The following is a 22,258-nucleotide window of genomic DNA, read 5'->3' as shown; positions in this document are numbered from 1 at the left end:
ACTATGTATGAAATTAGAGAAAACAGACGCAGATTAAAAGATGGAACAGAAATTACTACTTACACACGTGATATCTACAGCTGCAACATTTTAGAAGTTGAAGCAGGCTCTACCGGTTATATGGGAGGCGATACAGGTCATGGTGGCCGTACCTACTTCCGCATCAAGGATGAAGGTTGTACTGATATTGATGTTCGTGTTATGCGTGACCGCTTCGGCGATACAGAAGGTTTTGAGGTTATGCTTGGTGGCGACTGTGAGCTTGAAACCATGATTCGCGCTTTGAAGTTCATCACTAAGGTACTGGAAGATTCTGCAGAGGAGGTATACGACTAATGTTTACTATCTATAGCGCAGATGTTACTGGCAATCCGGGTAACTGTTCCTACCCTCATAAGACCGTTGTCTTAGATGAAGCCAGTCTTAAAGCAGCAATCAGCCATGATTATGTATGTGCTGAATATAAGAATAACTATCGTAATGGAGATAACTTTATCGGCAGCGATTGCCTTCCTGTGGATTGCGATAACGACCACTCTGAAAATCCTGACGATTGGGTCACTCCTGAAGATGTCATGCAGGCGTTTCCGGGTGTAACATTCGCAGTCCACTTCAGCCGCTTTAATAACAAAGAAAAGAATGGTAAGCCTGCCAGACCAAAGTTCCATGTATTATTTCCAATCGACTATGTATCCGACGCTATGCTTTATAGCGATGTGAAGAAGCTTGTAAATTCCATATTTCCTTACTTTGATACACAGGCGCTGGATGCAGCTCGTTTCTTCTTTGGAACTGCTGCCGCTGATGTAGCTTTGTATCCGGGACGTATGAATTTAACAGAGTTTCTGGATGAAGATTTATTCGATGAGGATATGGAAGATGGTCAGTATGATGGCTCGGTCATTCCTGAAGGAAGTCGTAATGCAACCATGTCCAGATTCGCCGGTCGTGTCATTAAGAAATACGGTGATAGCGATAAAGCATATCAGACCTTCCTTGAAGAAGCAGCTAAATGTGTGCCGCCGCTGGATAACGGTGAACTTGCTACCATCTGGCACAGCGCACAGAGATTCTTTGCTCGTGTAGCTCAGCAGGATGGCTATGTTGCACCAGAAGTATATAACGACCCTTCTTGTTATAAACCGGAGGATTATTCCGATGTTGGTCAGGCTGAGGTTTTAGCAAAATACTTCTCAAACGAACTTCGCTACTCTCCAGCCACTCACTTTATTCGTTACTCTGACCACTACTGGCAGGAAAGCGAACCGGGTGCACAAGCTGTTGCACATGAGCTTACTCGTCGTCAGATGAAGGAAGCTAACAATGATTTGATGGAAGCACTCGACAAAATGAAAAACTGTGGTGCTCAGAACATACTTGATAGCACATCTAAGTCCAAGGCTGAACAGCTTATGAACGAAGAACAGCTGCAGGTATATCAGGAGTATCTTGCAGCCAAGGCATATTTGAACTTTGCCATTAAACGTCGTGATTCTAAGAATGTCACTTCGACCTTAAAGGAATCGCATCCGATGCTTGAGATTTCACCAAGAGACTTAGATGCAGATTGCTTCGCCCTTTGTACACCGGAAGCTACTTACGACCTTAGAAAAGGTATCGCCGGAGCACGTGAACATTCTGCTGAAGACTTTATTACCAAAATCACATCGGTATCTCCAAGCCAAAAAGGTATGCCTATATGGTTGGATAGCTTGAATCTTATCTTCCAGCACAATCAGGAGCTTATTGATTACGTTCAGATGATTTGTGGTCTTGCTGCTATCGGCAAAGTATATGTAGAAGCACTCATCATTGCCTATGGTGATGGTCGTAATGGTAAGTCTACCTTCTGGAATGCCATCTCTCGTGTACTTGGACTTTATTCCGGTAACATCTCTGCAGACACCTTAACGGTTGGATGCCGCAGAAACATTAAACCTGAGATGGCTGAGGTTAAAGGGAAAAGACTTCTTATTGCTGCAGAAATGCAGGAAGGTGCTAGACTGAACGACTCCACCGTCAAGCAGCTCTGTTCTACTGATGATGTATTTGCAGAAAAGAAGTATAAAGACCCCTTCTCGTTCAAGCCTTGTCACACGCTGGTACTTTACACAAATCACTTACCTCGTGTATCCGCATCCGATGATGGTATCTGGAGACGTCTTATCGTCATTCCATTCAATGCCAAGATTACCGGCAGCAGCGACATCAAGAATTACAGCGAGTACCTTTATGACAACGCTGGTGAAGCAATACTTGCATGGGTTATCGAAGGTGCCAAGAAGGTCATCGAACTTGATTATCAGATTCCGGTTCCTGCTTGTGTACAGGATGCCATCAATGAATACCGTAGCCAGAATGACTGGTTCTCTCACTTCCTTGAAGATAAGTGCGACGTGGGCAGCGAGTATAAAGAAAGCTCTTCTGCTCTTTATCAGGCCTACCGAAATTACTGCATGGATACCAACGAGTACGTGCGAAGTACCGCCGACTTCTACTTTGCTTTGGAGAATGCAGGCTATGAGCGTATCACTCAGAATAGAAAACGTTATTTTAAGGGCCTTCGTATCAGAACCGAGGACGATTTTGACGAGGAATTCTTAGACTAATGGCTATTATGACAAGGTGTATTAATGTCTCTGTATAAACTTTTCTATAGCTTATAAAAAATTATATATAAAAAAGTTCAGTAAATACCATTGATACACCTTGCACATTAAGAAATTAAACCCTGATGGGAGGATGACAATGTTAGAAAAAAATATAGAAAACAAGTTAAAAACCGAGGTTGAAAAGGCTGGTGGTATTGCACCAAAGTTCGTGTCTCCTAGTTTCGCAGGAATGCCCGACCGCCTTGTATTACTGCCTGATGGGGTGTTTGCTTTTGTGGAGCTTAAGGCTCCCGGAGCCAGCCCTCGCCCTCTTCAAAGAGCAAGACACAGAATGCTTCGTTCACTTGGCTTTAAGGTCTATGTGATAGATAGCATTGATGGGATTGGAGGTATGATGCATGAACTTCTCTCCACATAATTATCAATCCTATGCCATTGATTACATTGAGAATCATCCCGTAGCTGCAGTACTCCTCGATATGGGTCTTGGTAAGACAGTGATTTCCCTGACTGCCATCGCAGACCTGTTATTCGACAGTTTTGAAGCACATCGTATCTTGGTGGTCGCACCACTTCGAGTGGCCCGTGATACATGGCCAGCAGAAATATCAAAATGGCAGCACCTTAAACATCTGACTTATGCTGTGGCAGTTGGAACTGTTAAGGAAAGAAAAGCGGCTTTGATGGCAGGCGCTGATATCACAATTATCAATAGAGAAAATCTGGGATGGTTGATTGATAGCAGCGGATATGAGTTCAATTACGATATGGTGATTATTGACGAGCTCTCTTCTTTCAAAAATCATAAATCAAAAAGATTCCAGTCCTTGATGAAGGTTCGACCAAAGGTAAAACGCATCATCGGTTTGACTGGTACACCAAGCTCTAATGGCTTGATGGATTTATGGGCAGAATTTAAGCTTCTGGATTTTGGAGAGCGCCTTGGTCGCTTCATCACCCACTATCGAAACAACTACTTCATTCCAGATAAGAGAAATGGTGAAATCATCTACTCTTACAAACCGATGCCTTATGCGGAAGATGCCATCTACAGAAAAATATCGGATATCACGATTTCTATGAAATCTACCGACCATCTGCAGATGCCTGAGTTGATTACTTCTCAATATGAGGTTCAGTTATCCGAAGATGAAGAACAGCGCTATGAAGAACTAAAAGCTGACTTCATATTAGAGCTTCCTGAAGGAGAAATCACTGCTGCTAACGCTGCTTCTCTTACCGGAAAGTTATCACAGCTTGCTAATGGTGCCATTTATGATGATGAAGGCAATATTGTGGAATTCCATGATAGAAAGCTCGATGCCTTAGAGGATATTATCGAATCCGCAAATGGTAAACCTCTTCTGGTGGCCTACTGGTTCAAGCATGATTTACAGCGTATCAAGAAACGCTTTGATGTCAGAGAAATCAAGACCAGCAAAGATATCATCGATTGGAATAATGGCGATATTCCTGTAGCGGTCATACATCCAGCTTCTGCAGGTCATGGTTTGAATCTTCAAGCTGGCGGTTCCACACTTATCTGGTTCGGGTTGACATGGTCGCTGGAATTATATCAGCAAACCAACGCCCGTTTATGGAGACAAGGACAATCTTCCGGTACCGTGGTTATTGAACATATCATTACCAAAGGCACCATCGACGAAAGAATTTTGAAGGCCTTATCCTTAAAGGAAGTATCGCAGAATGCACTTATTGATGCAGTAAAAGCCAACCTATGACAATCTAAGAAAATCAATGCCAATCCAAGGGAAATCTTAAATTCCGGAGGTATTGCATGAACGCAAAAGAATATTTATTACAGGCTCGTTATCTTGATGAGCGTATTACTTCAAAGACACAGCAGATAGCTTCCTTAAATGACTTAGCTACCAGATGCACCACTACCTTTTCTGATATGCCTCGTAATCCAAATCGTGGTGGTTCTCGTTTGGAAGACTGCATTATAAAGATATTAGATTTGGAAGATGAGCTAAAAGCTGATATCGAAAAGCTTGTAAATCTCAAGAAAGAAATCATGGAAGTTATCAAGGCTGTTCCTAATGTGGAATACCAGACCCTTCTTGAAAAGCGATATCTTTGCTTTATCACTTGGGAGCAGATTGCTGTTGATATGAACTACTCTATGCAGCATGTCCATCGTATGCATAGCGCAGCTTTAAAGGAAATCGTCGTTCCAGAAAAGGATGAGAGCTAATGTGATAGAATGAGAGTCTTCTCTTATGATAATATTACAATAGCAAAAAAGAAAATCACAGGAAGCCTTGTAGGTCACACCCGACCCACAGGGCTTTTCTTATGCCTACAAGGAGGTGTTTTGTTTGCCAAGACGACCAAAGAGACCCTGTTCTTATCCCGGCTGTCCCAACCTTACTGACGGTCGCTTCTGTGAAGAACATGCCAAGGTTGAGGCCAAGCGCTACGAACGATACGAACGTGACCCTGCTACCAAGAGAAGGTATGGCAGAGCTTGGAAGCGTATTAGAGATAGCTACGCTGCTGCCCATCCGCTTTGTGAAGTCTGCCTTGAGAAAGGTGTGTACACGCCAACCGAGGAGATACATCACATGAAGCCTCTATCCCAAGGTGGAACACACGACAGAGAGAACTTGAAAGCCCTTTGCAAAGCGTGTCATGCAAGGATTCATGCTGAACATGGTGACCGCTGGCACAACAAAGAATGACCCTAGGGGCCGGTCAAATCTCTACAGCAAATCTCCCGTGGAACGGGCGTGGGGTCACACGCGCAAAGTCGCGGTTTCAAACGGGGTATATAAGGAGGTGCATGAATTATGGCTAAGGACGGTACAAACCGTGGTGGCGCTCGCATCGGCGCTGGAGCCAAAAAGAAGCCCTTAGCTGACAAAATTGCTGAGGGCAATCCGGGCAAGAGAACGTTGACTGTCATCGACTTCGATAATAAAGCGGTCGATTTAGAAGGTCAGCAAATGCCCAAACCATCCAAGTTGTTATCCGCCACTCAGAAGGACGGAAAACCGCTGGTGGCTGAAGAAGTTTATATTGCAACATGGGAGTGGCTGGCAGAGCGTAAGTGTGCAACACTCGTTTCTCCCCAGCTACTTGAACGCTATGCGATGAGTGTTGCCAGATGGATTCAATGCGAAGAAGCTATATCTGATTTTGGATTCCTTGCAAAGCACCCTACTACCGGTAATGCTATCCAATCACCTTATGTAGCAATGAGTCAGAACTTTATGAGCCAGACCAACAGGCTCTGGATGGAAATCTATCAAATTGTAAAAGAAAATTGCGCTACCGAATACAGCGGTGCTACTCCAATGGATGATGCTATGGAGCGCCTGCTTCGCGCAAGGAAAGGAAACTAACTATGATTGAAAAAGTGAATCCAAGTCATCCGGATAAGATAGCAGATAGAATTGCTGGCGCAATTGTTGACTTAGCTTATAAAACTGAAGCTGCTCCAAAAATTGCAGTTGAAGTCCTTATCGGACATGGTAAGTGTCATGTAATAATTGAAACTACTGCTGCTATCAATCCATTAGATGTTGAAGCTGTAATTCACAGAATCGCCGGTGCAGTATGGGCCGATATTGATATCGTTCCACAGGATAAGCATTTATCTGATAACCAGTCTGATGGTATTCGTTGTGGTGATAATGGTATCTTCAAAGGAATGCCTCTTACAGAGGAACAGAAAGCTCTATCTGTGATTGCGCATGATATTTACACACATTATCCATATGACGGAAAGTACATTATTGATGAAGCAAGACTCATCATCTGCCAAAGCAATGCTTCTACTGCTGAGCTTTCTAATATGTACCCTCCTGCAGAAATCAATCCGCTCGGTGATTGGACTGGTGGGACAGATGTTGATACTGGCGCTACTAACAGAAAGCTTGGAAGTGATATGGCTGACTCTGTTACTGGTGGTGGTCTTCATGGCAAAGACTTATCTAAGGCTGATGTCACGCTTAATATCTACGCATTTTTAAAGGCTCAGGAAACTGGCAAGCCGGTACAGATTGCCTGTGCCATTGGTGATGACATGATTGATGGACATCCATATCAAGAACTCGTGGATATGGCAGCAGAATATATTGCATCCGTTGGCGGCTTTGAAAAGTTCGCTGAATGGGGATTGTTTTAAGGAGGTCGCTTATGCAGATAGAAAAGAAAAATGTCGCAGAGCTTCTTCCTGCGGATTATAACCCTCGTAAGGATTTAAAGCCCGGTGACCCAGAATATGAAAAGTTAAAGCGCTCGATTGAGCAGTTTGGTTATGTGGAGCCTGTTATCTGGAATGCTACTACCGGCTGTGTGGTTGGTGGCCACCAGCGATTAAAAGTACTTCAGGATATGGGTATGACAGAAGTTGACTGCGTAGTTGTTGAACTTGATGTCGAACATGAAAAAGCATTAAATGTCGCACTGAATAAAATCAGTGGTGAATGGGATAACGATAAATTAGCATTATTGATTGCAGACCTTCAAGGTGCTGACTTTGATGTATCCCTTACAGGTTTTGAGCCTGCAGAGCTTGATGATTTATTCAAGGATTCCACAAAAGACAATATCAAGGAAGATGACTTTGATGTTGCTGCAGAATTACAGAAGCCTACCATCACCAAGACCGGTGACCTTTGGTGTCTTGGTTCCCACCGTCTTTACTGCGGAGACAGCACTAAAGCTGAATCCTATGAAATGCTGATGGCTGGCAAGAAGGCAAATCTGGTGGTAACCGACCCTCCGTACAATGTTAACTACGAAGGCACTGCCGGTAAGATTCAGAACGATAACATGGATAATGATTCCTTCTATCAGTTCTTGCTGGATGCCTTTACGAATATGGAACAGGCTATGGCCGAGGATGCTTCCATTTACGTCTTCCACGCTGATACGGAAGGCTTGAACTTTAGAAAAGCATTCGCTGATGCAGGCTTCTATTTATCCGGCTGTTGTATTTGGAAGAAACCTTCTCTTGTTCTTGGTCGTTCTCCATATCAGTGGCAGCATGAGCCATGTCTGTTTGGTTGGAAAAAGTCCGGCAAACATCAGTGGTACTCCGGCAGAAAAGAAACAACTATCTGGGAATTTGAAAAGCCTAAGAAGAATGCAGACCATCCTACAATGAAGCCGATTGCTTTAATTGCATATCCGATTATGAATTCCAGCATGAGCAATTGCATCGTACTTGACCCATTTGGTGGTTCCGGCAGTACGCTTATCGCCTGCGAACAGACCGGTCGTATCTGCCACACAATTGAATTAGATGAAAAATACGCAGACGTCATCGTGAAGCGCTACATTGAACAGGTAGGTACTTCCGATGGCGTTTCTGTTATCCGCGATGGCCTTACTTATTCCTATGATGAGGTAGCTATCGAAGAAGAATCCGACGCTGATTGATAGACAAAAACTACACTTTCTAAAGGCACATATTTGTTGGATATATAGCTTGCTATTATGTGCCTTTAGAGTGATTAATGTACTACCAAATCAAAAGGAGGATTTCATTATGTCAGAAACTACTGGACTTACCATTTCCATTCCACTGGATAAGGTCGCAGTTGGCAACCTTACCAATCTTCTGGATGCAAAAGGAACACTCATCAAAAAGGCTCTTGGTATTGCAGAGCTTCCAATCATTATCGAGGAAGATGTTATTTCATTTCCTTGGTTTAAAGAGATGCCTGCTGCCGAAGAATGCACAGCCTACACTGCTTTCATTGCAGCCCTTTGTCAGATGAGCATCAAGCAGAAACGAATCAATTCTGCTGAGAAACCTACAGATAATAAGAAGTATGCATTCCGCTGCTTCCTGCTTCGTCTTGGATTTATCGGCGATGCACATAAGGCGACCAGAAAAATCCTACTCAAGAACTTAACCGGAAGCTCCGCTTTCAGGAACGGTTCACCTGCAAAGGAGGTGCATGAAGATGCGATTCCCTAATGCAGCAATCGTTGAACGATTAAGAAATCAATATCCTGCCGGTACTCGTGTTGAGCTATTGGAGATGGATGATGTACAGGCCCCACCAATCGGAACACAGGGAACAGTACTTGGAGTTGATGATACAGGCAGCTTGATGGTGAGCTGGGATAACGGTTCTGGGCTCAATGTTGTGTATGGAATTGACCGTGTAAAAAAGCTGTAATTTACACACTTTTCGTGGCTGATATTTGTCACATATATGGCTCTAATTAGCTTGCTATTATGTGCTTTTAGAGTGATATATAGTACTACCAAAAGGAAATACACATTTAGGAGGAACCTACCATGACAAGAATTGAATTATTAGACAAAGCAGCAGAAAACGGAACACGCTTCAAGGACATCGACATCAACCCAACCTTCGGTGCAGCATACTTCTACAGCATTGATGCAGGCAACGACCTCATCAACTTCGCCGAAGTTATCTGGGATTACGACATTGACCCAATCCTTGAAAACTGCAAGCGCCTTGGAATCAGCGAGTTTACCATCAGCTCAACCTTCTCAAGCCTTATCACAACGATTGCAGAGCTTCAGAAAAAAGGATGCACCCTTGACGGACTTACAGAAATCAACAGCCGCTACGACGACTGGAAAACAGGTAAGAAAGAACGCATTCCTGCATTCAAAATGAGCATTGCAAAGTAAGGAGGCGACAAGGATGTGGCACGAAGGAACTATCGGAATTCCAAAAGGTGATAAGTACACCATCGCCCACTACTGGGTAAAAGCTTTTGAAGAAGGAAGCGAGTACGGAATTAATAACGGTCGCATTTCCAAGCTGACCATTAAGATAGCCGGTAAGATTACAGCCAACTACGACAGAGGCTGGGACATCGAACCAGCTGAGGATGATGAAGCAACACAGATTGCCTACTGCATTCTCTTACAGAATTACAACTAAGAACCCGGAAATATAAAATCCCGGATGCAGAGCCGAAAGGCCCTGTATCTCGTTATGTCGGTCGCAATGATGCGGCTATTTTTTATGCCCTTTTGGAGGTGAAAACTTGAGAAAACTGAAGAAATATAAGCCGACAAAGTTCAAAGCTAAGGATTCCCACTACGATGAGGAGGCTGCAGATTACGCGGTGAATTTTATCGAATGCTTGTGTCACACCAAAGGAACATGGGCAGGTAAACCCTTTGAACTGATTGATTGGCAAGAACAAATCATCAGAGATATCTTCGGTACATTAAAGCCGAATGGTTATCGACAATTCAATACAGCTTATGTGGAAATCCCTAAGAAGATGGGAAAATCTGAGCTTGCTGCAGCTGTCGCCCTACTACTTACTTGCGGTGATGGCGAAGAACGAGCTGAAGTATATGGCTGCGCCGCTGACCGCCAGCAGGCAACTATCGTATTTGATGTTGCTGCAGATATGGTGCGTATGTGTCCGGCGCTTAATAAAAGAGTAAAGATACTTGCTTCTCAGAAGCGTATCGTGTACCAACCAACAAACAGCTTCTATCAAGTACTTTCTGCTGAGGCCTATTCAAAGCATGGTTTCAATATTCATGGCGTTGTTTTTGATGAGCTTCACACGCAACCGAACAGAAAACTGTTTGATGTTATGACTAAGGGTTCCGGCGATGCTCGTATGCAGCCGCTCTACTTCCTTATCACAACTGCTGGTACTGATACCAATAGCATCTGTTATGAAACACACCAGAAAGCCAAGGATATATTAGAGGGAAGAAAAATCGACCCAACCTTCTATCCCGTTATCTATGGTGCTGATGAATCAGATGATTGGACTGACCCGAAGGTCTGGAAGAAAGCAAATCCTTCCCTTGGTATCACTGTTGGCATCGATAAAGTAAAAGCTGCCTGTGAATCCGCAAAGCAAAATCCCGGTGAAGAAAACTCCTTCAGACAGCTTCGTCTTAACCAATGGGTAAAACAGGCTGTCAGATGGATGCCAATGGAAAAATGGGATAACTGCTCCTTCCGTGTAAATGAAGATGACCTTGAAGGTCGTGTTTGTTATGGTGGTCTGGACTTGTCTTCCACTACAGATATCACTGCATTTGTATTGGTGTTTCCACCTGCAGATGAAGATGACAAATATGCTATTCTTCCATACTTCTGGGTGCCGGAAGATACGCTTAACCTTCGAGTCAGACGAGACCATGTTCCTTATGATGTCTGGGAGCGACAAGGCTTCCTGCAGACAACCGAAGGTAACGTTGTTCACTACGGTTACATTGAAAAATTCATAGAGCGACTTGGTGAGCGATTCAATATTAGAGAAATTGCCTTTGACCGTTGGGGTGCTGTCCAGATGGTACAGAACCTTGAGAACATGGGATTCACTGTAGTTCCATTTGGTCAGGGCTTCAAAGATATGTCGCCACCTACTAAGGAGCTTATGAAACTAACACTTGAAGAGAAACTGGCCCACGGTGGTCATCCAGTACTGCGCTGGATGATGGATAACATTTATATCCGCACTGACCCGGCTGGAAATATTAAAGCAGATAAAGAGAAATCTACAGAGAAGATTGACGGTGCCATTGCAACGATTATGGGCCTTGACCGTGCAATCCGCTGTGGAAATGATACCGGTGCTTCTGTCTACGATAACAGAGGCATTTTGTTTATATAGAAAGGCTGGTGATGATATATGAGCTTTATTTCTGGTTTATTTCGTTCAAGAGATAAGCCCACAAATAGTATTAACGGAAGCAGCTACCGCTTCTTGTTTGGTGGAAGCACCTCTGGCAAATCAGTAAATGAACGTTCTGCCATGCAGATGACTGCAGTTTATGCCTGTGTCCGCATTCTTTCAGAGTCTATTGCAGGATTACCAGTTCATCTTTATCAGTACAAAGATGGTGGCTCTAAAGCAAAAGCTATCGACCATCCGCTTTACACCTTGCTTCATGATGAACCAAATCCTGAAATGACATCATTTGTATTCAGGGAAACACTCATGACGCACCTTCTATTGTGGGGTAATGCTTATGCACAAATTATCCGCAACGGTAAAGGTCAAGTCGTAGGTTTGTATCCTTTGATGCCGAATCGAATGTCGGTTGATAGAGATGATAAAGGCCAGCTCTACTACCAATATCAAATGCAGGATTCTGATGCTAATACAGGTAAAACAGGAACCGTAACCTTGAAGCCATCAGATGTGCTTCATATACCGGGTCTTGGCTTTGATGGCTTGGTCGGATACTCTCCCATCGCTATGGCTAAAAATGCAATTGGTCTTTCCATTGCTACAGAGGAATATGGTGCTAAGTTCTTCGCTAATGGTGCAACACCGGGAGGTCTTTTAGAGTATCCGGGAACGGTGAAGAATCCTGATGCCATCAGAGAGAGCTGGAACAAAGGCTTCTCTGGCAGCAACTCTCATAAAGTTGCAATTTTGGAAGAAGGTATGCACTACACACCTATTTCCATATCTCCAGAACAGGCACAGTTTCTGGAAACAAGAAAATTTCAGATTGATGAAATAGCTCGAATCTTTAGAGTGCCGCCGCATATGGTCGGCGACTTAGAGAAATCGAGCTTTTCTAATATTGAGCAGCAATCACTGGAATTCGTGAAGTACACGTTAGAGCCTTGGATAGTTCGTTGGGAACAGTCCTTGAATCGTGCCCTTCTTACGGATTCAGAGAAAGCTGCTTATTTTGTCAAGTTCAATGTCGATGGCTTGCTGCGTGGTGATTATCAGAGCCGAATGAACGGTTATGCCACCGCAAGACAGAATGGCTGGATGTCAGCTAACGACATTCGTGAGCTTGAAAACCTAGACCGCATTCCACCTGAACTTGGTGGTGACTTATATCTCATCAACGGAAACATGACCAAGCTAGAGGATGCAGGTATTTTTGCAGCGACCACTGCTGCTGGAAAGGAGGAAGATTCCGATGAAGAAGTTTTGGAAGTGGAAAAATCAGATGACGACAAATCAGGAGACTCAGGAACAGACGATGGAGAGAACACTGTTTCTAAACGGAACAATCGCCGAGGAAAGCTGGTTTGATGATGACGTCACACCGCAGCTTTTTAAGGATGAGCTGCTTTCAGGTAGCGGTGATATCACTGTTTGGATTAATTCTCCCGGTGGTGATTGCGTCGCAGCTGCCCAGATTTACAACATGCTGATGGATTACAAAGGCAATGTCACAGTCAAAATCGATGGTATTGCGGCATCTGCTGCATCTGTCATTGCAATGGCAGGTACAAAAGTGCTGGTCTCTCCGGTATCCATGATGATGATTCACAATCCGATGACCGTTGCTTTTGGTAATACAGGCGAGATGGAAAAAGCTATCGCAATGCTTGATGAAGTCAAAGAATCCATTATCAATGCCTATGAAATCAAGACCGGTCTTAGCCGCGCTAAGTTATCTCATCTCATGGATGCAGAAACTTGGATGAATGCAAATATGGCGGTTGAACTTGGATTTGCTGATGAAGTCATGAAACGCAATGAAGCTGAAAATGATATTCCTCAGCCTGCTGTAGCAGCAACCTACTCTCGCATTGCAGTCACAAATTCTCTTATGGAGAAGCTCGCTGCAAAATGTCACATCTACTCGAAAAAAGTCGAGCCAGAACTTACTGGTCGTTCTGTTGATGAACTAATGGAGCACCTTAACACAATCAAGAAATACATTTAATGGAGGTAAATAACCATGACTATTATGGAACTTCGCGAAAAGCGTAATAAAGCTTTGGATGCAGCTAAAGCATTCCTTGAATCTCATCGTACCGACAAGGGTGTTCTTTCTGTCGAGGACGATGCTACTTACACAAAGATGGAAGCAGATATTGATGCTCTTACAAATGAAATCCACAGACTTGAACGTCAGGAACAGCGTGAGGCTGAGATGAACATGCCTATCAATACTCCGCTTACTTCTAAGCCTTCCGGAAATATGGCACATGACAAGAAGACTGGTCGTGCATCTGATGCCTACAAGGAAGGTATGCTTACTGCCCTTCGTACAAACTTCCGTCAGGTATCTAATATCTTACAGGAAGGTGTCGATGCTGATGGTGGCTACCTTGTACCTGAAGAGTATGACAGCCGCTTAATCCGTGTACTTGAAGGCGAAAACATCATGCGTAAGCTTGGCCATAAGATTACTACTTCTGGCGACCACAAAATCAACATTGCTTCTACAGAACCTGCAGCAGCATGGATTGAGGAAGGTGGCGCACTTCAGTTCTCTGATGCTAAGTTTGCACAGATTTTACTGGATGCCCACAAGCTTCATGTAGCTATCAAGGTAACTGAAGAGTTGCTTTATGACAATGCTTTCAACCTTGAAAACTACATCATCGAGGAATTCGGTAAGGCGCTTTCTAACGCTGAGGAAGATGCATTCCTTAACGGAACTGGTGTAGGACAGCCTCTTGGACTTTTCGCTGCAACTGGCGGTGGAACTGTTTATAAGACTGTAACAAAGCTTACTGCAGACGACATCATGAATCTTGTATATGCGCTTAAGCGTCCTTACAGAAAGAACTCTGCATTCATTATGAATGACCAGATTATCGCTACTATCCGTACTTTCAAGGATGGCAATGGAGCATATATGTGGCAGCCTTCTTATCAGGCTGGTGAACCGGATAAGCTTCTTGGATATCCTGTTTACACTTCTCCTTTTGCACCTGAAGATGCGATTTCCTTCGGTGATTACAGCTACTACAACATTGGCGACCGTGGTACTCGTTCCTTCAAGCAGCTTACTGAGCTTTTTGCTGGAAACGGTATGATTGGCTTCGTTGCTAAGGAACGTGTCGATGGTAAGCTTATCCTTCCTGAAGCAGTACAGATTTTGAAGATTGGCAGCACTACTACTGCTAAGGCTTAAGAAATCTAGCAGCGGTGCCATTCAAGCTAGAGTGGCATCGCTGATTTCATGATTGGAGGCGATGAGCAATGCTTGTAACACTAGAAGAAATGAAGAATTATCTGCGTGTGGATTATGACGATGATGATAGTTTAATCGAAACACTCATAGCATCTGCCAAACGTATCTGCATGGATATTCTCAGAGTCGATGATGAATCTCTTCTTTTTGATATTGAGAATACAAAGCCTGCCATCATGTACAGCGTTGCATATCTATATGAGCATAGAGAAGAAGCTGACCATCACGCTCTTACCATTACTCTTCGTTCACTTTTATTTGGTTCCCGTAAGGAGGTCTTCTGATGGACATTGGTTTATTGAATGTTCGCATAACAATTTCAAAAAACGCAGTCACGACAGATGCCATCGGGAATCATAAAAATGGATGGGTACCCTTCTATACCTGCCATGCCACTGTTAGTGGTGAAGCCGGAAAAGAAGAAACCGATGCAGGCACCATCGTTGATGATTCTAAAATCGACTTTACTATCCGCTGGTGCAAGAAAGCTGCAGCACTTGATTCCACACATTATCGTGTTGAATTTGGTGGTGAGCTTTATGACATCAAGGCCGTTGACCACATGAACTACAAACGCAAATGCATCAAATTATCCTGTCAGAAAGTGAGGCGATAAATATGGCTACCAAAGTATCCATTGACCAGATGGCATCCGTTATCATGGATGGCCTTAAGGAATATGCTGACCTTGCTACTGATGATTTGAAAGCGGCTGTTAAGAAAACTGGCAATGAAGTCAGGAAGCAGATTCAATCTACTGCTCCAAAAGCCAGCGGAAAATATAGCAAAAGCTGGTCTGTGAAAACGACTAAAGAATCCTCTAATGGTATGGAAGTGACTGTTTATTCAAGGAACAGATATCAGCTTGCACACCTGTTGGAATTTGGTCATGCCAAGCGTGGTGGCGGTCGTGTTGCTGCAAGACCTCATATTGCTGCAGCAGAACAGGCCGGTATTGAATCGTTTGAACAGGCCATCGAAAGGAGCTTAAGAAATGGATAGAATTCTTACTATTTTACAGGAGATAGAGCTTCCTTTTGCATACGACCATTTTGCTGAGGGTGAATCTCCTGAACCACCATTTATCTGTTACCTGATTCCCGGCAGTGATAACTTTGCTGCCGATGGAAAGGTCTACGTGAAGATAAATGAATTTCATATCGAGCTGTACACCGACTGCAAAAATCCTGCACTCGAAAACAGCGTCGAGGCTGTGCTTGATAACCACAGCATTTTCTATAACAAATCCGAAGTCTGGATTGAGAGCGAAAAGCTCTATGAAGTCCTATATACATTTGAAATGGAGGTATAAATCATGGGCAATAAAGTAAAATACAATCTTAAAAATGTTCATGCTGCAAAGCTTACAAAAACAGAAGACGGTAAGTACACCTACGCTACACCTCAGCCTATTCCGGGTGCAGTAAGTATCAGTCTTGATGCTGAAGGTGATTCTAGTCCGTTCTATGCAGACGGTATCGTATATTTCCGTTCTACTGCAAACAATGGTTATAGCGGCGACCTTGAAATCGCATTGATTCCTGAATGGTTCCGCACAGATATCTTGAAGGAAACCTTAGACAAGAATGGTGTTCTTATTGAAAGCTCTAAGGTTACCGAAATGGAGAAATTTGCACTGTTATTTGAATTTGATGGTGATGTTCGCTGCATCCGTCACGTTCTTTATAACTGCACCGCTTCTCGTCCTTCTATTGAATCTGAAACCAAGGAAGATACTATCGAACCGGGTACAGAGAAACTTTCTCTTACTGCCGACCCTCGTGAGGATGGCCTTGTTAAGAGTAGAACCGGTGATACCACTAGCGAAGCAACATACAACGATTGGTACAAGCAGGTCTATATTCCTGTTGAGCCTACCGCTGCTGGTTAAGGAGGAATCGTATGCTTAGTAAAACTATCAAGGTCGGCGATAAAGAAGTCGCCTTCCGCTCTTCTGCTACAATTCCAAGACTCTATCGTGCAAAGTTCAAAAGAGATATCTTCAAAGACCTGTCTAAACTGGAATCCTCTTATAAGGGTAACAGTGAGGCAGGTTCTTCTTTTGCCATCGAGGACTTGGAGATTTTTGAAAACGTGGCTTACATCATGGCTTACCATGCTGACCACAACATTCCAGAGGATATTGATGATTGGCTTGACCAGTTTGAAATGTTCTCTATTTACGAGGTGCTTCCAGAAATTCTTGAACTCTGGGGTACAAATCTGATTACCGACGTAGAGTCTAAAAAAAACTTAAACGCAGTAATCGCGAAATGACAACCGCACTCTTCCTTCTGCGTTGCGTAGAAATCGGTATCTCCATTGCTGAGCTTGACCTGTTAACTATCGGAATGGTGATGGATATCTGGACGGAAAAAGGCAACGACGGAGCTACATATGACAATCTTGCAACGCAGGAGGATTTTGACAAATTCTAAAAGGAGGTAACCGCCAATGGCAAATAGAATCAAAGGTATTACCGTTGAAATTGGCGGCGATACCACTAAGCTACAAACAGCCTTAAAAGGTGTAAATGGTCAGATTAAGAATACGCAATCTGTCCTACGAGATGTAGAAAAGCTGTTAAAACTTGACCCACACAACACAGAATTGCTTTCTCAAAAGCAAAAATTACTGACACAGGCTATCGGAGAAACCAAAGAAAAGCTAGCCACACTAAAGACTGCTGCTGAACAAGCCAATGAACAGCTACAAAAAGGTGAAATAACACAAGAGCAGTATGATGCTCTCCAAAGAGAAATCATCGAGACCGAGGCTGAATTAAAACGATTAGAACAGCAGGCATCAACAACCAACGCTACGCTTACAAAGATTGGTGATGTAGGTTCCAAACTGGAATCCGTCGGTAACGGAATTACGAATGTTGGTAAGAAGGTATCTGTTGTATCTGCTGCAGTAACTGGAATGGGCATTGCTTCCGTAAAGACCGCAGCCGATTTTGAAAGTTCAATGAGTCAGGTACAGGCGACAATGGGAATCACTAAAGATTCCATGTCAAATGTCAATGGTGAAAGCGTCAATACAATGGAGGCCCTTTCCGACCTTGCAAAGCAGATGGGTTCTGAGACAGCCTTCTCTGCAAGTGAGTGTGCGGAAGCATTAAACTATCTGGCCCTTGCTGGTTACGATACACAGGAAATGGTCGATACCTTACCAACAGTACTGAACCTTGCTGCTGCCGGTAATATCGACCTTGCTTCCGCTTCCGACATGGTCACTGATGCTATGTCTGCCCTTGGAATGGAAACATCCGAAGCAGATACAATGGTTGACCAGATGGCAAAAACTGCATCCAGCACCAACACTTCTGTATCACAGTTAGGTGAAGGTATTCTTACTATTGGTGCTACTGCTAAATCCATTAAAGGCGGTACTGCAGAATTAAATACTGCACTTGGTATCCTTGCAAATAATGGTATCAAGGGAGCCGAAGGTGGTACTCATCTTCGTAACGTTATTCTTTCATTACAGAATCCTACCGACAAAGCTGCTGCCTGCATGGAACAGCTCGGTGTTGATGTTTATGATTCTCAAGGTAATATGCGTTCTTTGAATGATATCCTTGGTGATTTAAATACCAGCATGGAAGGCATGACCTCTGCGGAGAAAACAAATATCATCAGTTCCATCTTCAACAAGACTGACCTTTCCTCTGTAAATGCCCTTCTTGCAAATACCGGTGAGACATGGGATAGCTTGCAGAATTCCATCACTAACAGCGCTGGTTCTGCCCAGCAGATGGCTGATACACAGCTTGATAACTTATCCGGTCAGCTTACAATCCTTAAATCTGCATTAGAGGGTCTTGCTATCTCTATTGGTGAAGCTCTGATGCCGATGGTGAAAAATATCGTTTCTAAGATTCAAGGATTTGTAACTTGGATAAATAATCTGGATGATGGCACAAAACAAGTCATCGTTAAGATTGGATTATTTGTTGCAGCTCTTGGGCCAGCGCTAGTGATTCTAGGAACCGTGATATCAAAGGTCGGTGTTGCAATGCAGGCTTTTAGCAAATTCGGACTGAAAATCACGAGTCTTGTATCAAAGGCTGGTGGTTTATCCGGAGTGATGAGTAAAGTCGGCACAGCTATTATGGGTATAAACCCGGTTGTAATTGCTGTGGTTGCTGCTATTGCTGTTCTGGTCGGTGCTTTCGTACATCTATGGAATACCAATGAGGAATTCCGAAATAAAATTACTGACATCTGGGAGCGCATCAAAGGTATCTTTGCTGGATTCGCACAGGGTATCACAGAAAGACTTAATGCACTTGGCTTTGATTTCGAGAATTTCAGCGAAGTGGTATCTGCTATATGGAATGGGCTGTGCGATTTCCTTGCACCTGTATTTGAAGGCGTATTTACATACATTGCCAATGTACTGGAGGAGACGCTGGGCATCATTACCGGTATTCTAGATATCTTTATTGGTATCTTCACCGGCAACTGGTCGCAAGTATGGGAAGGTGTAAAAGGCATCTTCTTATCCATCTGGAACTTCATCGTCAACTCATTTACAAACATCATGAACGTTCTTTGTGGTGTGGCTGATGTTGTACTTGGCTGGTTCGGTACAAGCTGGAATGAAGTATGGACTGGTATCAGAGATTTCTTTGTAAATCTTTGGACAGGAATTGTAGACTTCTTCACAGGATTGTGGGAAGGCATCAAGAATACGGTTCAAACTGCCATCATGTTTATTGCTGCAATTCTTGAAGCAGCCTTTGATATCATCACCCTTCCATTTAGATTTATCTGGGAGAACTGTAAAGAAATCATTATCGCGGTCTGGGATGCGATTAAAGAAAAAGTATCAGGTGCAATCAATGCTATTTCCACCGTTGTCAGCACTGTGATGAACGCCATAAAAACAGTTTTCACTACTGTTTGGAATGCAATCAAGATACACGTTACAACGGTTGTAAACGCAGTAAAGACTGTCGTCACAACTGTATTCAATGCCATTAAGAGTGTGGCAACTACCGTATGGAATGGTATCAAAACAGCGATTACTACTGTCGTTGATGGTATTAAGAGCAAGGTGACCTCGGTATTCAATTCTGTAAAGAGCACCGTATCATCTGTGTTCAATGGAATCAAATCCACTGCTACTTCTGTATGGAATGGTATCAAGTCGGCTATCACTACACCGATTGAAGCTGCAAAGAATAAAGTGAAATCTGTGGTTGATGCGATTAAGGGCTTCTTCTCTGGAATGAAGATTTCTTTGCCGCACATCAAATTACCGCACTTCAAGGTTACAGGTTCACTTTCCATTGCACCACCTAGCGTACCTCATCTTTCAATCGACTGGTATAAAAATGGTGGTATCATGAATCGCCCTACTATCTTTGGTATGAATGGCAGCTCTTTAATGGCCGGTGGTGAAGCTGGGCAAGAAGCAATCCTGCCACTGAGCGGATTCTATAAACAGCTTGAGGCAATGCTTGATAGCAAAATGAATACTGCTGGTATGGAAAGATATCTTGCTATCATCGCAGACAACAGTTCTAAGGGTATTTACTTGGAAGATGGAACCCTTGTTGGTCGCCTACTTCCTGCAATCGATAATGGCCTTGGAAAACAACAGAAATTATCAAGGAGGCTTGCACTATGAGACCAGACATTTTAATCAATAGTATCTCACTTTTTCAGATGGGCTGGCTTAGAGAAAGCATCGACTTTCCAACGCCACAATCTCAAAGTGAGACCGTCGTTGTTCCCGGTCGCAATTCTCCTATAAGATTCACAGAGGCTCTTGGTTCGGTATCCTTCCAGCCAAGAGCCTTTACTATAGTTTTGTCAATGCTCGGAACACGCGGTAATTTTAATGACAAAGTAAGTGCCATTGTAAATCAGTTTGCTGGAAGGCTGGTAAATGTTGTCTGTTCTGAAGAACCTAGCCTTTATTGTGTTGGAACCATTGAAGCAACTCCAGTGTATGACCCTATTTCAAATAAAGGTCAGCTTACTCTTAGCTGCTCTGATGGTGATGCATATCGCTATCATGTTGATGAGACTGTGGCACAAATAACCGGAACTAAAACCGTTACTCTTACAAATGATTTTATGCCGGTTGTGCCTACTATCACCACAACAGCTGAAGCTACTCTTGCATGGAAAATCGGGACAGATTCTTTTTCAAAGGCAATCAGCGCAGGCACTTGGGAAATCCCTGAACTGCAGCTTGCTTATGGAAAAAACTCCGTGAAAGTTACCAGTACTGGAACAACTACATTCAGATACAGGGAGGGCCGCCTATGAGTCTATTCAAAGTTTATGTGGACGGTTCTCTTTTTTATCATCCGAATATTTCAAAGCTTGCTATCACTGAGGCACAGATTCAGGAGGACGCAGAAAACATCGATAGCCTAAAGCTATCTGCTCCGTTTAACCATCCCTACCTGACTTCTATTAAACCAATGGCCTCTGTAATTGTCTGCAAAAAAGGAAATGATGTCGTATTTGAAGGTCGTGCCTTAAATGATGGCAGTGATTTTTACAACTCCCACACTTGGACTTGTGAATCCTGCCTTGCTTATCTGAAGGATACTATCCAGCCGCCATTTTCATATAAGGGAACGCTCAAAGGATTGCTGGAATACTTCATTTCTATCCACAACAAAAATGTGGAAGAACAGAAACGATTTACTCTTGGAAATGTAACGGTCAAAGATGATAACGATTATATTTCCTACAGCAATTCCGAGTATTCCTGCACGATGGATGCCATCAAAAACAAGCTGATAAATACGCGTGGCGGTTATCTTCAGGTGCGTTACACAGCAAATGGTAAGTATCTGGACTACCTTGCAGACTTTACAACCAAGTCAGTGCAGACCGTGGAATTCGGCAAAAATCTTTTGAATGTAAAAATCACAAAAGACCATACCGAACGTGTAACTGCGCTTATTCCTCTTGGTGCTAAAAGGAAAGAAACCGACGGAGAAGGAACAGAGACAGAAACCGATGAACGTATCGACATCACCTCTGTCAATGATGGTAAAAATTACGTTTGTGATGAGGCTGCTATCAAAGAAATCGGCTGGATATGGGCTTCTGAAATCTGGAATGATGTTACGCTTCCCGGAAATCTTCTTAGAAAAGCAAAAGCCAGATTATCTGACTTGGTTAAAGGCATCACAAGTATTGAGCTTACTATCGTAGATGAATCCGATACCGGTGCAGACATCGGTGATATTCGTGCTCGTATGTATGTGGAATGTATATCCAAGCCACATGGAATTCATGGCACTTATCTTTGTGTCAGTCGTACCAGAGATTACTTAAATCCTTCTGGTAACACCATCACAATTGGAGCAAGCGGTGTAACACTTACTGCTGCTTCTGCAAAACAGAATAAGAATATTGCTGCCCTTGAAGATGACATTCTTGGTCAGACATCAAAAATAGAATCTATATCCGGAAAAGTCGATACCATCAATTCACAGAAAATGTATCATACAGAGCTTGTGGTTGATGGTGTCAGCATTTTCAAGGATAAGGGCCAGAAAAGCCGAATGCACTGCAAAGTGTTCTCTTGGGATAAAGACATTACCGATTCCCTTGAATCAGAAAGCTTTATCTGGCATCGAAAGTCCTCTGATGAGGCTGCTGACGCTGAGTGGGACAAAGCTCATCGTGGCATAAAAACAATCATAATCACAACAGAGGATGTTCAGGATAATGCTTCCTTCTATTGTGAAATCATTTTATAGGAGGTT

The 22,258-nt window shown here is 43.3% G+C and carries 26 protein-coding genes; all 26 read left to right on the top strand.

Features of this window, described 5'->3' with window-relative positions; all coding sequences use genetic code 11:
* Positions 1-3: 3 nt before the first annotated feature.
* The 26 genes from ACQRD5_RS05595 (at position 4) to ACQRD5_RS05470 (ending at position 22,252) form a co-directional block, all read left to right on the top strand.
* Entirely contained in the window at positions 4-336 is a 333-nt protein-coding gene (locus ACQRD5_RS05595; RefSeq protein WP_427746575.1) for a hypothetical protein, read from the top strand.
* Positions 336-2,609: a phage/plasmid primase, P4 family gene (locus tag ACQRD5_RS05590; protein WP_427746574.1), complete on the top strand. Its 2,274-nt coding sequence runs from the start codon at positions 336-338 to the stop codon at positions 2,607-2,609. Before ACQRD5_RS05595 ends, ACQRD5_RS05590 begins: the two co-directional genes overlap by 1 nt.
* A 139-nt stretch (positions 2,610-2,748) precedes the next feature.
* Positions 2,749-3,030 (top strand): VRR-NUC domain-containing protein, encoded by a 282-nt coding sequence (locus ACQRD5_RS05585; RefSeq protein WP_427746573.1) that lies wholly within the window; start codon positions 2,749-2,751, stop codon positions 3,028-3,030.
* A complete protein-coding gene (locus ACQRD5_RS05580) occupies positions 3,011-4,354 on the top strand; it encodes an SNF2-related protein (protein ID WP_427746572.1) in 1,344 nt (447 codons plus the stop codon). The genes ACQRD5_RS05585 and ACQRD5_RS05580 overlap by 20 nt, the downstream gene beginning before the upstream one ends.
* Before the next feature lie 56 nt (positions 4,355-4,410).
* Entirely contained in the window at positions 4,411-4,830 is a 420-nt protein-coding gene (locus tag ACQRD5_RS05575; RefSeq protein ID WP_427746571.1) for a DUF1492 domain-containing protein, read from the top strand.
* 124 nt (positions 4,831-4,954) lie between these two features.
* Positions 4,955-5,317 (top strand): HNH endonuclease, encoded by a 363-nt coding sequence (locus tag ACQRD5_RS05570; RefSeq protein ID WP_418527036.1) that lies wholly within the window; start codon positions 4,955-4,957, stop codon positions 5,315-5,317.
* Positions 5,318-5,425: 108 nt separating this feature from the next.
* Positions 5,426-5,980 carry a P27 family phage terminase small subunit gene (locus ACQRD5_RS05565; RefSeq protein WP_042670393.1) on the top strand — a complete coding sequence of 185 codons (555 nt, stop codon included), beginning with the start codon at positions 5,426-5,428 and terminating at the stop codon, positions 5,978-5,980.
* 2 nt (positions 5,981-5,982) lie between these two features.
* Positions 5,983-6,765: an S-adenosylmethionine synthetase N-terminal domain-containing protein gene (locus tag ACQRD5_RS05560; RefSeq protein ID WP_418527035.1), complete on the top strand. Its 783-nt coding sequence runs from the start codon at positions 5,983-5,985 to the stop codon at positions 6,763-6,765.
* Positions 6,766-6,776: 11 nt separating this feature from the next.
* The gene (locus tag ACQRD5_RS05555) at positions 6,777-8,024 is read left to right on the top strand and encodes a site-specific DNA-methyltransferase (RefSeq protein WP_427746570.1); all 1,248 of its coding nucleotides are present in this window, start codon (positions 6,777-6,779) and stop codon (positions 8,022-8,024) included.
* 109 nt (positions 8,025-8,133) lie between these two features.
* Positions 8,134-8,568 (top strand): hypothetical protein, encoded by a 435-nt coding sequence (locus ACQRD5_RS05550; RefSeq protein WP_427746569.1) that lies wholly within the window; start codon positions 8,134-8,136, stop codon positions 8,566-8,568.
* Entirely contained in the window at positions 8,555-8,773 is a 219-nt protein-coding gene (locus ACQRD5_RS05545) for a DUF4314 domain-containing protein (RefSeq protein WP_042670387.1), read from the top strand. The genes ACQRD5_RS05550 and ACQRD5_RS05545 overlap by 14 nt, the downstream gene beginning before the upstream one ends.
* A gap of 122 nt (positions 8,774-8,895) precedes the next feature.
* Complete coding sequence (locus tag ACQRD5_RS05540; RefSeq protein WP_008978739.1) at positions 8,896-9,258, top strand: DUF7698 family protein; 363 nt, start codon at positions 8,896-8,898, stop codon at positions 9,256-9,258.
* Between the two features lie 13 nt (positions 9,259-9,271).
* On the top strand, positions 9,272-9,514 hold the full coding sequence (locus ACQRD5_RS05535) for a DUF7678 domain-containing protein (RefSeq protein ID WP_042670385.1): 243 nt from the start codon (positions 9,272-9,274) through the stop codon (positions 9,512-9,514).
* Positions 9,515-9,620: 106 nt separating this feature from the next.
* Positions 9,621-11,222: a terminase large subunit gene (locus tag ACQRD5_RS05530; RefSeq protein WP_427746568.1), complete on the top strand. Its 1,602-nt coding sequence runs from the start codon at positions 9,621-9,623 to the stop codon at positions 11,220-11,222.
* 18 nt (positions 11,223-11,240) lie between these two features.
* Positions 11,241-12,611 carry a phage portal protein gene (locus ACQRD5_RS05525; protein ID WP_427746567.1) on the top strand — a complete coding sequence of 457 codons (1,371 nt, stop codon included), beginning with the start codon at positions 11,241-11,243 and terminating at the stop codon, positions 12,609-12,611.
* On the top strand, positions 12,496-13,251 hold the full coding sequence (locus ACQRD5_RS05520) for a head maturation protease, ClpP-related (RefSeq protein WP_427746566.1): 756 nt from the start codon (positions 12,496-12,498) through the stop codon (positions 13,249-13,251). Before ACQRD5_RS05525 ends, ACQRD5_RS05520 begins: the two co-directional genes overlap by 116 nt.
* Before the next feature lie 15 nt (positions 13,252-13,266).
* The gene (locus tag ACQRD5_RS05515) at positions 13,267-14,451 is read left to right on the top strand and encodes a phage major capsid protein (protein ID WP_427746565.1); all 1,185 of its coding nucleotides are present in this window, start codon (positions 13,267-13,269) and stop codon (positions 14,449-14,451) included.
* Between the two features lie 68 nt (positions 14,452-14,519).
* Positions 14,520-14,795 (top strand): head-tail connector protein, encoded by a 276-nt coding sequence (locus tag ACQRD5_RS05510; RefSeq protein WP_427746564.1) that lies wholly within the window; start codon positions 14,520-14,522, stop codon positions 14,793-14,795.
* Entirely contained in the window at positions 14,795-15,127 is a 333-nt protein-coding gene (locus tag ACQRD5_RS05505; RefSeq protein ID WP_427746563.1) for a phage head closure protein, read from the top strand. The genes ACQRD5_RS05510 and ACQRD5_RS05505 overlap by 1 nt, the downstream gene beginning before the upstream one ends.
* Before the next feature lie 2 nt (positions 15,128-15,129).
* A complete protein-coding gene (locus tag ACQRD5_RS05500) occupies positions 15,130-15,513 on the top strand; it encodes an HK97 gp10 family phage protein (protein ID WP_008978747.1) in 384 nt (127 codons plus the stop codon).
* The gene (locus tag ACQRD5_RS05495; protein ID WP_427746562.1) at positions 15,506-15,823 is read left to right on the top strand and encodes a hypothetical protein; all 318 of its coding nucleotides are present in this window, start codon (positions 15,506-15,508) and stop codon (positions 15,821-15,823) included. Before ACQRD5_RS05500 ends, ACQRD5_RS05495 begins: the two co-directional genes overlap by 8 nt.
* 3 nt (positions 15,824-15,826) lie before the next feature.
* Positions 15,827-16,402, top strand: coding sequence for a major tail protein (locus tag ACQRD5_RS05490; RefSeq protein ID WP_257358803.1), 576 nt, complete (start codon positions 15,827-15,829; stop codon positions 16,400-16,402).
* 11 nt (positions 16,403-16,413) lie between these two features.
* The gene (locus ACQRD5_RS05485; protein WP_128521271.1) at positions 16,414-16,788 is read left to right on the top strand and encodes a hypothetical protein; all 375 of its coding nucleotides are present in this window, start codon (positions 16,414-16,416) and stop codon (positions 16,786-16,788) included.
* A gap of 177 nt (positions 16,789-16,965) precedes the next feature.
* Entirely contained in the window at positions 16,966-20,151 is a 3,186-nt protein-coding gene (locus ACQRD5_RS05480; protein WP_427746561.1) for a phage tail tape measure protein, read from the top strand.
* Positions 20,148-20,798, top strand: a complete 651-nt coding sequence (locus ACQRD5_RS05475; protein ID WP_427746560.1) for a hypothetical protein — start codon at positions 20,148-20,150, stop codon at positions 20,796-20,798. The genes ACQRD5_RS05480 and ACQRD5_RS05475 overlap by 4 nt, the downstream gene beginning before the upstream one ends.
* A complete protein-coding gene (locus ACQRD5_RS05470) occupies positions 20,795-22,252 on the top strand; it encodes a phage tail spike protein (RefSeq protein WP_427746559.1) in 1,458 nt (485 codons plus the stop codon). The genes ACQRD5_RS05475 and ACQRD5_RS05470 overlap by 4 nt, the downstream gene beginning before the upstream one ends.
* Positions 22,253-22,258: the final 6 nt, after the last annotated feature.

The organism is Clostridium sp. SGI.024, from assembly GCF_050315195.1.
Lineage (GTDB): Bacteria > Bacillota > Clostridia > Clostridiales > Clostridiaceae > Clostridium.
The sequence above is the reverse complement of the archived record's forward strand: the minus strand, read 5'-3'. Positions and strand labels throughout refer to the sequence as shown.

Coding starts and splice junctions, on each gene's coding strand:
- ACQRD5_RS05520 (WP_427746566.1), top strand. CDS start 12,496: ATGAAGAAGTTTTGGAAGTGGAAAAATCAGATGACGACAAATCAGGAG.
- ACQRD5_RS05490 (WP_257358803.1), top strand. CDS start 15,827: ATGGGCAATAAAGTAAAATACAATCTTAAAAATGTTCATGCTGCAAAG.
- ACQRD5_RS05565 (WP_042670393.1), top strand. CDS start 5,426: ATGGCTAAGGACGGTACAAACCGTGGTGGCGCTCGCATCGGCGCTGGA.
- ACQRD5_RS05480 (WP_427746561.1), top strand. CDS start 16,966: ATGGCAAATAGAATCAAAGGTATTACCGTTGAAATTGGCGGCGATACC.
- ACQRD5_RS05590 (WP_427746574.1), top strand. CDS start 336: ATGTTTACTATCTATAGCGCAGATGTTACTGGCAATCCGGGTAACTGT.
- ACQRD5_RS05495 (WP_427746562.1), top strand. CDS start 15,506: ATGGATAGAATTCTTACTATTTTACAGGAGATAGAGCTTCCTTTTGCA.
- ACQRD5_RS05485 (WP_128521271.1), top strand. CDS start 16,414: ATGCTTAGTAAAACTATCAAGGTCGGCGATAAAGAAGTCGCCTTCCGC.
- ACQRD5_RS05470 (WP_427746559.1), top strand. CDS start 20,795: ATGAGTCTATTCAAAGTTTATGTGGACGGTTCTCTTTTTTATCATCCG.
- ACQRD5_RS05500 (WP_008978747.1), top strand. CDS start 15,130: ATGGCTACCAAAGTATCCATTGACCAGATGGCATCCGTTATCATGGAT.
- ACQRD5_RS05555 (WP_427746570.1), top strand. CDS start 6,777: ATGCAGATAGAAAAGAAAAATGTCGCAGAGCTTCTTCCTGCGGATTAT.
- ACQRD5_RS05510 (WP_427746564.1), top strand. CDS start 14,520: ATGCTTGTAACACTAGAAGAAATGAAGAATTATCTGCGTGTGGATTAT.
- ACQRD5_RS05535 (WP_042670385.1), top strand. CDS start 9,272: ATGTGGCACGAAGGAACTATCGGAATTCCAAAAGGTGATAAGTACACC.
- ACQRD5_RS05475 (WP_427746560.1), top strand. CDS start 20,148: ATGAGACCAGACATTTTAATCAATAGTATCTCACTTTTTCAGATGGGC.
- ACQRD5_RS05545 (WP_042670387.1), top strand. CDS start 8,555: ATGCGATTCCCTAATGCAGCAATCGTTGAACGATTAAGAAATCAATAT.
- ACQRD5_RS05550 (WP_427746569.1), top strand. CDS start 8,134: ATGTCAGAAACTACTGGACTTACCATTTCCATTCCACTGGATAAGGTC.
- ACQRD5_RS05595 (WP_427746575.1), top strand. CDS start 4: ATGTATGAAATTAGAGAAAACAGACGCAGATTAAAAGATGGAACAGAA.
- ACQRD5_RS05515 (WP_427746565.1), top strand. CDS start 13,267: ATGACTATTATGGAACTTCGCGAAAAGCGTAATAAAGCTTTGGATGCA.
- ACQRD5_RS05540 (WP_008978739.1), top strand. CDS start 8,896: ATGACAAGAATTGAATTATTAGACAAAGCAGCAGAAAACGGAACACGC.
- ACQRD5_RS05505 (WP_427746563.1), top strand. CDS start 14,795: ATGGACATTGGTTTATTGAATGTTCGCATAACAATTTCAAAAAACGCA.
- ACQRD5_RS05580 (WP_427746572.1), top strand. CDS start 3,011: ATGAACTTCTCTCCACATAATTATCAATCCTATGCCATTGATTACATT.
- ACQRD5_RS05575 (WP_427746571.1), top strand. CDS start 4,411: ATGAACGCAAAAGAATATTTATTACAGGCTCGTTATCTTGATGAGCGT.
- ACQRD5_RS05525 (WP_427746567.1), top strand. CDS start 11,241: ATGAGCTTTATTTCTGGTTTATTTCGTTCAAGAGATAAGCCCACAAAT.
- ACQRD5_RS05560 (WP_418527035.1), top strand. CDS start 5,983: ATGATTGAAAAAGTGAATCCAAGTCATCCGGATAAGATAGCAGATAGA.
- ACQRD5_RS05585 (WP_427746573.1), top strand. CDS start 2,749: ATGTTAGAAAAAAATATAGAAAACAAGTTAAAAACCGAGGTTGAAAAG.